This is a genomic window from Pseudomonas sp. MT3 (assembly GCF_054720805.1).
In genome coordinates this window covers 256161-270875 of record NZ_JBTVPY010000003.1, presented here as the reverse complement: position 1 = coordinate 270875, position 14715 = coordinate 256161, and the positions used below count along the sequence as shown (strand labels likewise).

Here is a 14715-nt window from a genome sequence, read left to right as displayed (position 1 = left end):
CTCCGCTGCGGGGCCGTTCGCGAGCAAGCTCGCTCCTGCGGGGTCAGACCTTGATCTCGGCCAGTTGCGCCAATGCCTGCAGGTATTCCCGAGGGTTCTCCCCCAACAACCTTCGGAACATCGCACTGAACGCCCGCCCGCTGGTGTAGCCGAGCGCGGCGGCGACGCTCTGTACGCTCTCGCCGGCCAGCAGGCGCGGCAGTGCTTCGGTCAGGCGCAGTTGCTGGCGCCATTCCTGGTAGCTCATGTCCAGTTCCTGGCGGAACAATCTCGCCAGGGTGCGCGAGCTGGCGCCTACCTGCTGGCCCCAATCCTCCAGGGTGTGCGGGTGTTCGGGATGTTTCAGCAACGCCTTGCAGATCGCCTGCAGGCGTCGGTCGACGGGCAGCGGCAGGGCCAGGGGCAGACGCTCCAGGGTGGCGATCTCCAGCAGGATCAACTGCTCCAGCAGCGGCAACGCCGGCTCGCCGGGCTGTGCCTGCCAGCGGATACAGCGCAGGATCATCTCCCGCAGCAGTGGCGTGACCGCCAGCACGCAGCAATCGGCCAGGTGCTGCGGGCAGGCCTCGGCGCGGATGAACAGGGTGCGCATGTGCACCTCGCCGGACATCTGGATCTCATGCCGGATACCCGGCGGAATCCACACCGCGCGGGTCGGCGGAATGACCCAGGCGCCCTGGTGTGTCACCAGCCGCATCATGCCGCTGGCGGCGTAGAGCAGTTGTGCCTGCGGATGATCGTGGGGCAGCACGTGGTGTCCGTCGGCATAGTCGAAGCCAATGGCGGCGAGACGTGAGTCCTGGGGGATCTGCAGGTGCATGTCGGGTCTGATGACTTTTCTGTCAGGTCTGCGTTTTCCAGACAACCTAGCATGGAGGCTCCTTCCCACCAACCCGAGAGCCCGACGCCATGTCCCGACCTCGAACGATCATCCGTTACATCAACGCCGCCCACATCATCGATCACATGTTCATGCTGATCTTCCCGGCCGCCGTGCTGGGCATGACGCAACACTTCGGCCTGACCTACGCCGAAATGATCGGCCTGTCCCTGGGCGGCTTCATCGCCTTCGGCGCCTGTTCTATCCCGGCTGGCTAGGCGACAAGTGGGACCGCCGGCACATGATGCAGCTGTTCTTCTTCGGCATCGGCGCGTCCTCCATCCTCACCGGCCTGGCCGGCTCGGTGCCGCTGCTGGTTGCCGGCCTGACCCTGATCGGCGTGTTCGCCGCGATCTACCACCCGGTGGGTACCGCGATGCTGGTGGCCCATGCGCAGAACCGTGGCCACGAGATCGGCATCAACGGCATGTGGGGCAACCTGGGCGTGACGTTCGCCGCCTTGCTGACCGGTTTCCTCACCGCGCACTTCGGCTGGCGCGCGGCGTTCATCCTGCCGGGGGCGGTGGCGGTGCTGATCGGCATCGGCTTCGCCTGGCAGGTGCGCGCCGAGGCGCCGGTGGTGGTGCCGCATCCGGCGCCGCGCGGCGTGGGCGGGCAGAAGCTGTCGATGCCGCGGGTGTTCGGCGTGCTGGCGCTGGTGACGGCCACCGGCGGGGTGGTGTTCAACGCCAGCACCGTGACCTATCCGCGGCTGTTCCAGGTGCGTCTTGAGGAACTGCTGGCCTCGCCGGAAAGCCTTGGCGTGGTGGTCAGCCTGGCCTATGCCTTCGGCGCCGTGGCGCAACTGATCATGGGCCGCCTGCTGGACCGCTTCAGCCTCAAGGGGCCGTTCCTGCTCATGACGCTCTGCCAGGGCCCGTTGCTGGTGGCGCTGGCCTATGTCTCCGGCTGGCCGCTGGCGGTGGTCGGCGCGCTGTTCATGTTCGCGGTGTTCGGCCAGGTGACGGTGAACGACGCGATGGTCGCCAATTTCGTCGCGCCGCAATGGCAGGCGCGGGTGTTCGCCTTGCGCTATTTCGTGTCCTTCGGCGCCAGCGCGGCGGCGATTCCGCTGATCAGCTACATCGAGCCGCGCCAGGGGCTGACCGGGCTGTACCTGATCCTCGCGGTGCTGGGGGCGCTCACCTTCCTGGCTGCGGTGGTGTTCCCGCGCACGGCGCCGCATGCGCCGAAGGTGGCGGCGGCTTAGGGCAGAGGCGTCCGTCGTGGACGGTTCGCGAGCAAGCTCGCTGCTGCAAGGAGTCATGAAAAAGGGGCGCCGAGGCGCCCCTTTTTCAGGTCGGACCGAAGATCAGACCAGCTCGACCGCCACCGCGGTGGCTTCGCCGCCGCCGATGCACAGCGAGGCGATGCCGCGCTTGCCACCCGTCCTCTGCAGGGCGTTGATCAGGGTGACAATGATCCGCGAGCCGGTGGAGCCGACCGGGTGGCCCTGGGCGCAGGCGCCGCCGTAGACGTTGACCTTGGCGTGGTCCAGGCCGTGTTCGCGCATGGCGAGCATGGTGACCATGGCGAAGGCTTCGTTGATCTCGAACAGATCCACGTCGTCCTTGTTCCAGCCGGTCTTCTTGAACAGGTTGGTCATGGCGCCGATCGGGGCCAGGGTGAACTCGGCCGGGTCCTGGCTCTGGGTGGCGTGGCCGACGATCTTCGCCAGCGGCTTCAGGCCACGGCGCGCGGCTTCTTCGGCGGTCATCAGGACCAGTGCGGAGGCGCCGTCGGAGATGGAGCTGGCGTTGGCGGCGGTGATGGTGCCGTCCTTCTTGAACGCAGGCTTCAGGCCCGGAATCTTGTCCAGGTTGGCGGTCAGCGGCTGCTCGTCGTCCTTCACCACGGTCTCGCCCTTGCGAGTGGTCACGGTGACCGGAACGATTTCCGAAGCCAGCGAGCCGTCCTTGATGGCGGCCTGGGCGCGCTTGAGGGATTCGATGGCGTAGGCGTCCATCTCCTCGCGGGTCACGCCGTACTGGTCGGCGGTTTCCTGGGCGAAGGAGCCCATCAGGCGGCCGCTGCGGGCGTCTTCCAGGCCGTCGAGGAACATGTGGTCCTTGATCTCGCCGTGGCCCATGCGCAGGCCGGTACGGGCCTTCTCCAGCACGTAGGGGGCGTTGGACATGCTTTCCATGCCGCCGGCGACCATGACGGTGTTGGTGCCTGCCTTGAGCAGGTCGTGGGCCAGCATCACGGCTTTCATGCCGGAGCCGCAGAGCTTGTTGATGGTGGTGCAGCCGGTGGCGGCGGGCAGGCCGGCGTTCAGGGCCGCCTGGCGGGCCGGGCCCTGCTTCAGGCCGGCGGGCAACACGTTGCCCATGATCACTTCCTGCACGTCCTCGGGCTGGATGCCAGCACGGGAAATGGCTTCGCGGATGGCGGCGGCGCCCAGTTCCACGGCGGGAACACTGGACAGGCTGCCCTGGAAGCCGCCCATCGGAGTACGGGCGCCGCTGACGATGACGATCTCGGACATGAAACTAACCTCTTCGCTCTTGTTGTGGTGCGCTATCGGGTACCGATCGTGAACGACCGGGCGGGGGGATTCTACCGCGTGACCGGAAGTCGCCAAAGAGTCATTGGCAAATCACTCTTTTGACTGATGAACGGACACAGGTGGGCCTCTAGAGTCGGACCCATTCTGATGAGTCTCATCTTGCAATCCAGCCTTGAGAGTGCGCACGCCATGCTGAAAACCCGCGTCATCCCTGCTGCACAGAATGCCCACCAGTACCCGTTGCTGATCAAGAGCCTGCTGCTGTCGGGCAGCCGTTATGAAAAGGGCAGGGAGATCGTCTATCGCGACACCGTGCGCTACAGCTACGCCACCTTCAACGAGCGCGTGGCGCGCCTGGCCAACCTGCTGACCGAGGCCGGCGTGAAGGCCGGCGACACCGTGGCGGTGATGGATTGGGACAGCCACCGCTACCTGGAATGCATGTTCGCCATCCCGATGATCGGCGCGGTGCTGCACACCATCAACATCCGCCTCTCGCCGGACCAGATCCTCTACACCATGAACCACGCCGAGGACCGCTTCGTGCTGGTCAACAGCGAGTTCGTGCCGCTCTACCAGGGCATTGCCGGGCAGTTGACCACGGTGGAGAAGACCCTGCTGATCACCGACGGCGCCGACAAGACCTGTACGCTGCCCAACTGCATCGGCGAGTACGAGACCCTGCTGGCCCAGGCCAGCCCGCGCTACGCCTTCCCCGATTTCGACGAAAACTCGGTGGCCACCACCTTCTATACCACCGGCACCACCGGCAACCCCAAGGGCGTGTACTTCACCCACCGGCAACTGGTGCTGCACACCCTGGCGATGGCTTCGACCATCGGCAGCCTGGACAGCATCCGCCTGATGGGCACCAATGATGTGTACATGCCGATCACCCCGATGTTCCACGTCCACGCCTGGGGCGTGCCGTACGTGGCGACCATGCTGGGGGTGAAGCAGGTATACCCCGGCCGCTACGAGCCGGAGCTGCTGTGCAGGCTGATCCGCGAGGAGAAGGTGACCTTCTCCCACTGCGTGCCGACCATCCTGCAGATGATGCTCAACGCCGCCGGCGCCCAGGACCACGACTTCGGCGGGCTGAAGATCATCATCGGCGGCAGCGCCCTGAACCACGCGCTGTACGACGCGGCCAAGGCCAGGGGCATTCAGCTCACCGCCGCCTACGGCATGTCCGAGACCTGCCCGCTGATTTCCTGTGGCTACCTCAACCAGGAGCTGTGCGCCGGCAGCGAGGATGAGCGCACCACCTATCGCATCAAGGCCGGTGTGCCGGTACCGCTGGTGGAAGCGGCGATCATGGACGAGCACGGCCAGTTCCTCCCGGCGGACGGCGAGTCCCAGGGCGAGCTGGTGCTGCGCGCGCCCTGGCTGACCCAGGGCTATTTCCGGGAACCGGAGAAGGGCGAGGAGCTCTGGGCCGGCGGCTGGATGCACACCGGCGATGTGGCGACCCTCGACGGCATGGGTTTCATCGACATCCGCGACCGCATCAAGGATGTGATCAAGACCGGCGGCGAATGGTTGTCGTCGCTGGAGCTGGAAGACCTGATCAGCCGCCATTCGGCGGTGCGCGAAGTCGCCGTGGTGGGCGTGCCCGACCCGCAGTGGGGCGAGCGTCCGTTCGCGCTGCTGGTGCTGCGCGAGGGGCAGTCGCTGGACGCCAAGGGACTGAAGGAGCACCTCAAGCCTTTCGTCGAGCAGGGGAACATCAACAAGTGGGCGATTCCTTCCCAGATCGCCGTTGTTACTGAAGTTCCCAAGACCAGCGTCGGCAAGCTCGACAAGAAGCGCATCCGGGTAGACATCGCCCAATGGCAGGAGGCCGGCAGCGCCTTCCTTTCCACGGTTTGAGCGACGACCGGCCGGTCAGTCCGTGAGGCGTGCGTGCCAAGCAAGCGCTTGGCCGCGCGCAGCCCAGTCGTGGTGCCGCTCCGGGCCTGCGCAGGTGTCTAGGAAGGGGCTTTGTAAGACAAATCACACTTTAGAGCGATCAAGCTGCGGGGGACGCTGGATATAGTCGCCACTACTCATAACAAAAAACACATGGAGTAGCGTCGATGAAAACCATGCAACATATCTGGCGACTGGCGCGGCTGCCGCTGGCCGTCAGCCTGGCGTCCTCGCTGGCGACCCCCGCTTCGGCCGTCACCTTCAACATCGGGGAAATCGAAGGTTCGTTCGACTCGTCGCTGTCCGTGGGGGCCAGCTGGTCGACGCAGAATCCGAACAAGAACCTCATCGGCGTCAACAACGGTGGCAAGGGCCTGTCCCAGACCTCCGACGACGGCCACCTGAACTACAAGGCCGGCAAGACCTTCTCGAAGATCTTCAAGGGCATCCACGACCTCGAGCTGAAGTATCAGGACACCGGCGTGTTCCTGCGTGGCAAGTACTGGTACGACTTCGAGCAGAAGGACGAGAACACCGAGTTCAAGCCGCTCTCCGACCACAACCGCAAGGAAGCCGCCCAGGCCTCCGGCGCCGAACTGCTCGACGCCTTCATCTACCACAACTACAACATCGCCGAGATGCCGGGCACCGTGCGCCTGGGCAAGCAGGTGGTGAACTGGGGCGAGAGCACCTTCATCCAGAACGGCATCAGCGTGATCAACCCGTTCGACGTGACCGCCTTCCGCCGTCCGGGCTCCGAGATCAAGGAAGCCCTGGTGCCGGTGAACATGTTCTACCTGTCGCAGAACCTCACCGACAACCTCTCCGCCGAAGGCTTCTACCAGCTGGAGTGGGACCAGACGGTGGTCGACAACTGCGGCACCTTCTTCTCCCAGCCGGACGTTGTCGCCGACGGCTGTACCCAGAACCTGGCGGTGCTGACCAATAACCAGGCGTCGATCAACCTGCTCAATGGCCTGCTGGGTCCGGACCTGGCGCTGACCCCGTCGCCGTGGAACGAAGGGGTCGTGGTCAAGCGCGGACCGGACCGCGACGCTCGCGACAGCGGCCAGTACGGCTTCTCCCTGAAGTACTTCGCCGACAGCCTGAATACCGAGTTCGGCGGCTACTACATGAACTACCACAGCCGTCTGCCGATCTTCAGCGGCAAGGGCGCCGATGCTTCCAAGGTGACGCAGATCAACCAGCTGATCACCAACATCGCCGCCATCAGCCCGTCCCTGGCGGCCCAGGCCGGCGCCGCGGCGATGGCCGGCAACTCCAGCTACTTCATCGAGTACCCGGAAGACATTCGCCTGTACGGCCTGAGCTTCTCCACCACGCTGCCCACCGGCACCGCCTGGCAGGGCGAGATCAGCTACCGCCCGAACGCTCCGGTGCAACTGAACACCACCGACATCCTCTATTCCGGCCTGGACCCGGTGGCCATCGGCGGCAACCATGTGTACGACAATGCCTCGGTGCTCAACGGCGCGGCCGGCGAGGACCTGCACGGCTATCGCCGCAAGGAAATCACCCAGCTGCAGACCACCTTCACCCACTTCTTCGACCAGGTCATGGGCGCCGAGCGCGTGACCCTGGTGGGCGAGGTCGGCTGGACCCACGTCGGCGGCCTGGAAAGCCAGAACAAGGCGCGCTACGGCCGTGATCCGGTCTTCGGCCCCGGCCCGCTGGACGGCACCCTCAACGGCCTGGCCACCTGCGAGGCGCTGAACGCTTCCACCCTGGGCACCACCAACGCCAACAACGTCAGCCGCAACTGCGAGAGCGAAGGTTTCACCACCGCCGACTCCTGGGGTTATCGCATGCGCGCGATCTGGGACTACAACGACGTCTTCGCCGGGGTGAACCTCAAGCCGAACGTGGCCTGGCAGCACGACGTGAACGGTTACTCGCCCGGCCCGGGCGGCAACTTCGAGGAAGGCCGCAAGGCGGTCAGCCTGGGTGTGGATGCCGACTACCTGAACACCTACACCGCCAGCCTGGCCTACACCAACTTCTTCGACGGCAAGTACTCCACCGTCGATGACCGCGACTTCGTCAGCCTCAGCTTCGGGGTGAACTTCTAAGCCGGCTGTTCAACCGGTACCCGGCCCGCACCCGCTGCGGGCCATCCGCCGGTCGGTCGAAGCGACCGGCGGCGCAGCAGATACAGGCCGCGACCCGCCCCCGCCAGGGGCGGCCCCGCGGAGGGCACAGACTCAACGAGGACGACATACGAATGAGAACAACAAAGATCCTGCTGCACACTGGCGCCCTGGCGCTCAGCCTGCTCGCTACCCAGGTGATGGCGGCCGTCTCCGCCGATGAAGCCGCCAAGCTGGGCACCACCCTGACGCCGATGGGCGCGGAAAAGGCCGGCAACGCCGACGGCAGCATTCCTGCCTGGACCGGCGGCCTGCCGAAGAACGCCGGCACCGCCGACAGCAAGGGCTTCCTCAGCGATCCGTTCGCCAGCGAGAAGCCGCTGTTCACCATCACCGCGCAGAACATGGACCAGTACAAGGACAAGCTGACCCCCGGCCAGCAGGCCATGTTCAAGCGCTACCCCGACACCTACAAGATGCCGGTGTACCCGTCGCACCGTACCGCCACCGTGCCGGAGAGCGTGCTGGAGGCGACCAAGAAGAACGCCACCACCACCAAGCTGCTGCAGGGCGGCAACGGCCTGGAGAACTTCCAGGTGGCCAACCCCTTCCCGATTCCGAAGGATGGCCTGGAAGTCATCTGGAACCACATCACCCGCTACCGTGGCGGCCACGTGCGCCGTCTGGTGACCCAGGCCACGCCGCAGGTCAACGGTTCCTACTCGCTGGTGTACTTCCAGGACGAGTTCGTCTTCCGCTCCGACCTGAAGGACTACAACGCCAGCAAGCCGAGCAACGTGCTGTTCTACTTCAAGCAGCGCGTCACCGCCCCGGCGCGCCTGGCCGGTAACGTGCTGCTGGTGCACGAGACCCTCGACCAGGTGAAGGAACCGCGCCTGGCCTGGCTCTACAACGCCGGCCAGCGCCGCGTGCGCCGCGCCCCACAGGTGTCCTACGACGGCCCGGGTACTGCCGCCGACGGCCTGCGTACCTCCGACAACCTGGACATGTACAACGGCGCGCCGGACCGCTACGACTGGAAACTGGTGGGCAAGCAGGAGCTGTACATCCCGTACAACAACTACAAGATGGACGATCCGAAGCTGAAGTATTCGGACATCATCAAGCCCGGCCACCTGAACCAGGACCTGTCCCGCTATGAGCTGCACCGCGTGTGGCACGTGACCGCTACTCTGAAGCCGGGCGAGCGCCACATCTACGCCAAGCGTGATTTCTACATCGACGAGGACACCTGGCAGGCCGTGGAAATCGACCACTACGACGGTCGCGGCACCCTGTGGCGCGTGGCCGAGGCCTTCAGCCAGTACTACTACAACTACCAGGTACCGTGGTACACCGCCGAAACTCTGTATGACCTGCTCTCCGGCCGCTACCTGGTGCTGGGTCTGAAGAACGAGGAGAAATCCGCCTACGACTTCAACTACAGCGCTTCGGAAAGCGACTTCACCCCGGCAGCGCTGCGCCAGGAGGGCGTACGCTGATCCCCCGATCCCCACGGGTGGTTCCACGGTGAAAAAAGACCGGCCTTCGGGCCGGTTTTTTTATGGACGATCATCTGCCAGGTGAATGGGAGGGCCGAAGGTAGGAAGATGTCTGGTCATCTTGTGGGCAACGGTAACAAAATCGGCTTCAAATACCGCTCATGAGCGGCTAGGCTCCGTCCACATAGAGACAAGAGCTAGAGCAAGAGCCAGGTGATGACCGACTTCTCGACTCTGCCACGACTGACCGAGGTTCCCACCAGCACGGGGGGCAGCCGCTTCTTCCGGCCGCCGCTGCCGCATGGCTACGTCTCGCGCTCGCGATTGTGCGAACGCATGGCGGCGGGGCTCGAGGGACGGCTGATCCTGGTGTCCGCGCCGGCGGGGTTCGGCAAGAGCTCACTGGCCATCGAGTTCTGCCAGACGCTGGAAAGCCAATGGCGCAGTCTGTGGCTGGGGCTCAGTGCCAGGGACAGTGATCCGGGGCGTTTCCTCGAGCGCCTGCTCGAAGGCTTGCGCCTGCACTTTCCCATGCTGGGCGAAGAGGCCCTGGGCATCCTGAAGATGCGTCAGCGGCACCAGCCGTTCGCCTTCGAAGCCTGGCTCGATGACCTGCTCGATGAACTGCTGGACAGCCTGTCCGCCGAGCGGCCGCTGCTGCTGGTGCTCGACGACTACCACCTGGCCCAGGGCGCGGTACTCGACCGTTGCCTGCAATTCCTCCTCAATCACCAGCCGCCCGGCCTGGTACTGCTGGTTACCAGCCGCCAGCGTCCCGACTGGCACCTGGCGCGCTTGCGCCTGTCGCGGCATCTGCTGGAGCTCACCGAACAGGACCTGCGCCTGACCGCCGAGGAAACCGCGCGGCTGGTCTCCGCCAACGGCGCGCAACTGGACGACAACGCCCTGGACAACCTGGTCGAGCGCAGCGAAGGCTGGATCGCCGGGCTGCGCCTGTGGCTGCTGGCCCACGGCGACGAACTGGCGGCGAAAGTGCCGGACCTGTCGGTGCATGGCGCCGAGGAATTGATCCGCGATTACCTGCTGGAAGAAGTGATCGACAAGCAGTCGCCGGAGGTACAGGTCTTCCTGTACCAGACCGCGCGCTTCGAGCGCTTCTGCGCCGAACTCTGCGATGCCGTGCGCGAGGCCTACGACAGCGCGGCGATCCTGCGGCACTTGCAGCAGCACCAGGTGTTCCTGGTGCCGCTGGACGAGCAGGGCCGGTGGTTCCGCTACCACCACCTGTTCTCCGACCTGCTCTTGGCGCGGTCGCTGCCCGGCTCCGGCCCTTCGGCGGCGGCGCTGCACCTGCGCGCGTGCCGTTGGTTCAGCAGCCAGGGGCTGTTCGACGACGCCGTGGAGCAGGCCCTGCGCGCCGGCCACCCGGAAGTGGCGGCGAACCTGGTGCAGAGCCTGTCCGAGGAACAACTGCTGGCCGAGCAGAACGTCGCCACGCTGCTGCGCTGGAAGATGGACCTGCCCGACAGCCTGCTGGCCAGCACGCCGCGCCTGATCGTACTGTACAGCTGGGCGCTGGCGCTGGCCTGCCAGCTGGATGCGGCCGAGGAACTGGCGCTGCAGTTGTCGCGCTTCCTGCCGGCGGCCGATGCGGCGACCCAGCATGATCTGGTGGCCCAGTGGCAGGCGCTGACCGGGGTGGTCGCCCGTGGCCGTGGCGACATCGAAACCGCCGAGCGACACTGCGTGGAAGCCTTGCAGGGGCTCGGTTCGGAGCGCTTCGGCCCGCGCCTGCTGTGCCTGTCCACGCTGAGCAACCTGGCCGTCGTCCGCGACGACCTGTGGCGCGCCCGTGGCCTGAACCGCGAGGCGCTGGAGCTGGCGCAGCGTTTCGGCAATCCGCTGTTCGAGGCGATGGTGCATTACGACCGCGCCCGGGTCTTGCAGGCGCGCGGCGAAGTGCTGCGCGCCGAAGAGGAAGTGCGCCAGGGACTGGCGCGGTTGTCCGGCTTGTCGGCGCAGCGTCGCTACGCGGCGCGCGGGCGGCTGATGCTCTACCAGGGCTATCTGTGCAGCCTGGCCTTGCGCCCGGACGAGGCGCGCAAGTGCCTCAAGGCCGGGATCGAAGAGGCCCGCGCCTGCCGGGACATCAGCCTGGTCATCGGCTTCTGCGTGCTGGCCAGCCTGGAAGGGCGGCTGGGCAACTACACCCGCGCGTTCGGCCACCTGAGCGAAGTCGAGCGGATGATGCACGTGTGGGACGTGCCGCCGGTCTACTACCTGTCGGCCATCACCCTGGTCAAGTGCGAGCTCTGGCTCGGCCAGGGACAGACTGAATTGGCGGCCGCCTGGCTGGAGCGCCTGCGCGACACCTATACCGGTTCGGAGTCGGCCATGCCGCCGGAGTGCGCGCCGCAGTTGCCACGCAACGTGGAGATGCTCCAGGCCCAACTGGAGTGCCGCGAAGGCCGGAGCGAGGCCGCCGAGTCGCGGCTGCGCGCAGTGGCTGGCGGAGCGCTGGCGGTCGGCGCCCAGTTGCAGGCGCGGCTGGCGCAAGGACAACTGATCGTGCTGCTGCTGCAGGAAGGGCGCGAGCGCGAGGCGGAGACGCTGCTGCAGGAGTGCCTGGACGGCTTGGTGACCGGGCTGGTGATTCCGCTGCACGAGACGCTGCAGCAGCATCCGGACTGGTTGCGCGAGCAACTGGCCGCCCGTCCCTCGACGGCCGAGGGGGAGGCACTGCGCGAGCGGCTGCCGGTACCGCCGGAGCGCGGTGGGCAGGTGGCCGATTGCCTGAGCGGACGCGAACTGGCGGTGCTGGAACTGATTGCCCAGGGGTGCTCCAACCAGGAGATCAGCGAGCGACTGTTCATCTCCCTGCACACGGTCAAGAGCCACGCCCGCCACATCAACGACAAGCTCGGCGTGGAGCGCCGCACCCAGGCGGTGGCGCGGGCGAAGGAGATGGGGTTGTTGCGCTAGGGGCGACTCCTCTGCCTGGGCTTCCCCTCACTCCAGCCCTCGGCTTTGGCATCCTGCGTCGCTCTACCTCCTGCATCCATGCGGTCGTCTCCCGGGAGGAGAGGGTGCCGTATGTGCCGGCTGAAACTATGGTTTCTCCTGTGCCGATCAGTCCCCTCTCCCTCTGGGAGAGGGCTAGGGGGAGGGCCGCCGATGCCAGGGTGCGGAGTGGAGCTCATCCCCGCTTACATCCCCTTCTTCTTCTCCGCCTCCGGTGGCGCGCTCAGGTCCAGCCCCTTGGGCACAGGCTGCCCTTTGGCCGGGGCGGCCAGCTGACGCTGTACGTCATCCTGGATCGCCTGCAGCACCGGCAGCAGGTCGCGCATGTTCTCGCGTACTTCCGCATAGGCGTGCTTCTGCGCCAGTTCGTCCACGCGCATCAGCAACTGCGCGCGTACTTCTGCCGGCAGGTGGACGAACAGCTCCGGCATCTGCTTGGCCAGTTCGGCGCTGTAGAGCACCAGGTCCTGACGGTCGAACTGGGCGGTGAGGCCCAGGTAGTCCAGCGCGCTGCTGGTGAGCATCGACGCGGCGGCCTTGGCCTCTTGCATGCCTTGCAGGCGCACCGGGTTGCGCTGTTCGTTCTGTGCCAGGGTCATCCAGAACTCCACCGTCAGGTTGAACAGGATCGCCTGTTCACGCAGCGAGTAGCTCATCAGGCCCAGCGCCTCGGCGCCATACGGTTGCTTGGCGGCGCGGAAGTTGAAGTACAGGCGCATCAGTTCCTTGAGCTTGAACAGCACCTCGCGCGCCTCGTTCTGCCGCAGCTCCAGCGGCGCGTAGATGTTCAGTTGCGGGCGGAAATTCTCCTCGCTGACCATGCGCTGGTAGATCGGAGCGGTGAACTCGCCGCTGCGCCGAGGCAGGCCGTTGGCCTGGGTTTCGTCGATCTTTTTCAGCGCCTCGATCAGCACCTGGTAGTCGGCGCTGGTCCAGGGGCGCTGGATGTCCGGGATCTTTTGCCCGAGGTAGTACAGATCGGCGCTGGAGGCGGGGCGGCAGAGAACCAACAAAAGGATGGCCAGCGGCCAGAGCAGACGGCGTGGTAGGTTCGGCACGAACGGGCTTTCCTTGCGCGGGAGCGGTCGGCCTAGGTTAGCGAGGCCGGGGGGCGGCGTCATCCCGCGCCTTGGTTGGGTGCAGTGGGGAGGGGCGATGGAATCGGCAGCGGTCAGTGCGGTCTTCGAGGACCTGGGCGGCTTCGGCGCGGTGGCGCGGCAGAGCGAGGGGCCGCTGGTGGGGCATCTGCAACGGGCCAATATCCAGTTGGCGAGCATTCCGGTGTTCGTCGCCAAGGGGCTGGCCGACACTACGGTGAACGACCTGCTGGATGCCGCCAAGGTGTCGCGGCGCACCTTCTACAAGTACTTCCAGAGCAAGCTCGACGTGCTCGAAGGCATCTATCGCACGGCGGTGCAACTGCTGCTGATGCGCTTTCGCGAGATGCGCACCGACGCCGGCAGCACCGACGCCTGGCTGCGCGCGATGGTCGAGCGTTTCTTCGACTATCACCTGGCGGTGGGGCCGATCATCCGCCTGATGCACGAGGAAGCGTTACGCACCGACTCGCCGCTTGCGGCCCATCGCGCCGAAGCGCACCGGGAACTGCGGGCGTTGCTGGAGGAGCGTTTCCAGGGCGAAGGCGTGCGGCACGCGGCGCTGACCTACCAGGCGCTGATCTGGGCGCTGGAGGCGACGTCGCTGGAGCTGCTGGGCAAGGGCGGCGACATGCCGCTGGGCGAGGTCAAGCAAGTCATCGGCGACCTGCTGGTGACGACACTCTGTTCGCGCACTACCTAGGTTGGGCGCGGCGACGGCCGGGCTGTGGTGTGATCGGGGCTCGAGAACAACAAGCACGGGAGTCACTCGTCCATGTCCGCCACCCTGTCTCTGCAACCGCCACTGGCCGAGGGCCTGGCCCGCTACGGTTTCGGCGCCCTGCCGCTGGAGGCGCTGAAGGAACGCTACGCCGCGCCGGAAAGCGGTTCGCGCTTCATCAACGTCGACGGCTTCGACATCCATTACCGTGATGAAGGCTGCCGCGACAAGCCGGTGCTGGTGATGATCCACGGCGTGATGGCGTCGCTGCACACCTGGGACGGCTGGGTCGCCGAGCTCTCCGAGCACTTCCGCATCATCCGCCTCGACGTGCCGGGTTTCGGCCTTACAGGCGGCGGCCGCGATCGCGAATACAGCGGCGAGCGCCTGGTGAAGGTATTCGGCATGTTCCTCGACCGCCTGGACCTCAAGCACGTCTCCATCGCCGGTAATTCCCTGGGCGGCTACATCGCCTGGAACTACGCGCTGGCGCAGTCGCACCGGGTGGAGCGGCTGATCCTGATCGACCCCGCCGGCTACTACATGCAGAAGGTGCCGCTGATGATCGCCAGCGCCGTGCTGCCCGGTGCCGGCCTTCTGATGCCGATGTGGATGCCGCGCGCGCTGGTGGCCCAGGGTATCAAGGAAGTCTATGGCGATCCGCGCAAGATCAAGCCCGGCGTGATCGATCGCTACTACGACATCAGCCGCCGTCCGGGCAACCGCCGGGCGATGATCGATATCTTCCGCGTGCTGGTGAAGGCCAACCGCGAGGAACTGACCGGAACCGCGAACCGGGTGGCGGCAATCAAGGTGCCGACGATGCTGATGTGGGGCGAGCGCGACCGCTGGATTTCGCCGCGCCACGTACCGATGTGGCAGCGCGACGTACCGGGGATCGAAGTGAAGGTCTATCCGGGCGTGGGGCATATCCCGATGGAGGAGATTCCCCAGGAGTCGGCGGCGGATGCATTGCGCTTTTTGCATGCCTGAATGCTGAGCGAC

9 protein-coding genes and 1 pseudogene are annotated in these 14715 nt (G+C 66.0%); 7 read left to right on the top strand and 3 right to left on the bottom strand.

The window, feature by feature from the left end; all coding sequences use genetic code 11:
- Positions 1-43: 43 nt before the first annotated feature.
- Positions 44-820 carry an AraC family transcriptional regulator gene (locus ACYCAX_RS04755; RefSeq protein ID WP_460247494.1) on the bottom strand — a complete coding sequence of 259 codons (777 nt, stop codon included), beginning with the start codon at positions 818-820 and terminating at the stop codon, positions 44-46.
- An 89-nt stretch (positions 821-909) separates the two neighbouring features.
- On the opposite strand from ACYCAX_RS04755, the pseudogene ACYCAX_RS04750 reads away from it, so the two are divergent.
- Positions 910-2090: pseudogene (locus ACYCAX_RS04750) on the top strand (MFS transporter).
- Positions 2091-2192: 102 nt separating this feature from the next.
- Here ACYCAX_RS04750 and ACYCAX_RS04745 read toward each other — a convergent pair.
- Positions 2193-3368 carry a thiolase family protein gene (locus ACYCAX_RS04745; protein WP_460247493.1) on the bottom strand — a complete coding sequence of 392 codons (1176 nt, stop codon included), beginning with the start codon at positions 3366-3368 and terminating at the stop codon, positions 2193-2195.
- Positions 3369-3578: 210 nt separating this feature from the next.
- Between ACYCAX_RS04745 and ACYCAX_RS04740 the strand changes: the two genes are divergently transcribed.
- The 4 genes from ACYCAX_RS04740 to ACYCAX_RS04725 all read left to right on the top strand — a co-directional run bounded on the left by ACYCAX_RS04740 (position 3579) and on the right by ACYCAX_RS04725 (position 11853).
- Positions 3579-5261, top strand: coding sequence for a fatty acid--CoA ligase (locus ACYCAX_RS04740; protein ID WP_460247524.1), 1683 nt, complete (start codon positions 3579-3581; stop codon positions 5259-5261).
- Between the two features lie 206 nt (positions 5262-5467).
- A complete protein-coding gene (locus ACYCAX_RS04735) occupies positions 5468-7390 on the top strand; it encodes a DUF1302 domain-containing protein (protein WP_015478738.1) in 1923 nt (640 codons plus the stop codon).
- A gap of 152 nt (positions 7391-7542) precedes the next feature.
- Positions 7543-8910, top strand: a complete 1368-nt coding sequence (locus tag ACYCAX_RS04730; RefSeq protein WP_460247492.1) for a DUF1329 domain-containing protein — start codon at positions 7543-7545, stop codon at positions 8908-8910.
- Positions 8911-9126: 216 nt separating this feature from the next.
- A complete protein-coding gene (locus ACYCAX_RS04725) occupies positions 9127-11853 on the top strand; it encodes a LuxR C-terminal-related transcriptional regulator (RefSeq protein ID WP_460247491.1) in 2727 nt (908 codons plus the stop codon).
- Positions 11854-12077: 224 nt separating this feature from the next.
- Here ACYCAX_RS04725 and ACYCAX_RS04720 read toward each other — a convergent pair whose 3' ends face one another.
- Positions 12078-12950 (bottom strand): hypothetical protein, encoded by an 873-nt coding sequence (locus ACYCAX_RS04720; protein WP_460247490.1) that lies wholly within the window; start codon positions 12948-12950, stop codon positions 12078-12080.
- A 97-nt stretch (positions 12951-13047) separates the two neighbouring features.
- Here ACYCAX_RS04720 and ACYCAX_RS04715 point away from each other — a divergent pair, with 97 nt between their 5' ends.
- Complete coding sequence (locus ACYCAX_RS04715; protein ID WP_015478734.1) at positions 13048-13692, top strand: TetR/AcrR family transcriptional regulator; 645 nt, start codon at positions 13048-13050, stop codon at positions 13690-13692.
- Between the two features lie 72 nt (positions 13693-13764).
- Positions 13765-14703 (top strand): alpha/beta fold hydrolase, encoded by a 939-nt coding sequence (locus ACYCAX_RS04710; protein ID WP_294977106.1) that lies wholly within the window; start codon positions 13765-13767, stop codon positions 14701-14703.
- The last annotated feature ends 12 nt before the right edge of the window (positions 14704-14715 follow it).

Excerpts from the sequence above, each read along its gene's own strand:
- ACYCAX_RS04755 (WP_460247494.1), bottom strand. The coding sequence starts at position 820 with ATGCACCTGCAGATCCCCCAGGACTCACGTCTCGCCGCCATTGGCTTC.
- ACYCAX_RS04745 (WP_460247493.1), bottom strand. The coding sequence starts at position 3,368 with ATGTCCGAGATCGTCATCGTCAGCGGCGCCCGTACTCCGATGGGCGGC.
- ACYCAX_RS04715 (WP_015478734.1), top strand. The coding sequence starts at position 13,048 with ATGGAATCGGCAGCGGTCAGTGCGGTCTTCGAGGACCTGGGCGGCTTC.
- ACYCAX_RS04740 (WP_460247524.1), top strand. The coding sequence starts at position 3,579 with ATGCTGAAAACCCGCGTCATCCCTGCTGCACAGAATGCCCACCAGTAC.
- ACYCAX_RS04730 (WP_460247492.1), top strand. The coding sequence starts at position 7,543 with ATGAGAACAACAAAGATCCTGCTGCACACTGGCGCCCTGGCGCTCAGC.
- ACYCAX_RS04710 (WP_294977106.1), top strand. The coding sequence starts at position 13,765 with ATGTCCGCCACCCTGTCTCTGCAACCGCCACTGGCCGAGGGCCTGGCC.
- ACYCAX_RS04725 (WP_460247491.1), top strand. The coding sequence starts at position 9,127 with ATGACCGACTTCTCGACTCTGCCACGACTGACCGAGGTTCCCACCAGC.
- ACYCAX_RS04735 (WP_015478738.1), top strand. The coding sequence starts at position 5,468 with ATGAAAACCATGCAACATATCTGGCGACTGGCGCGGCTGCCGCTGGCC.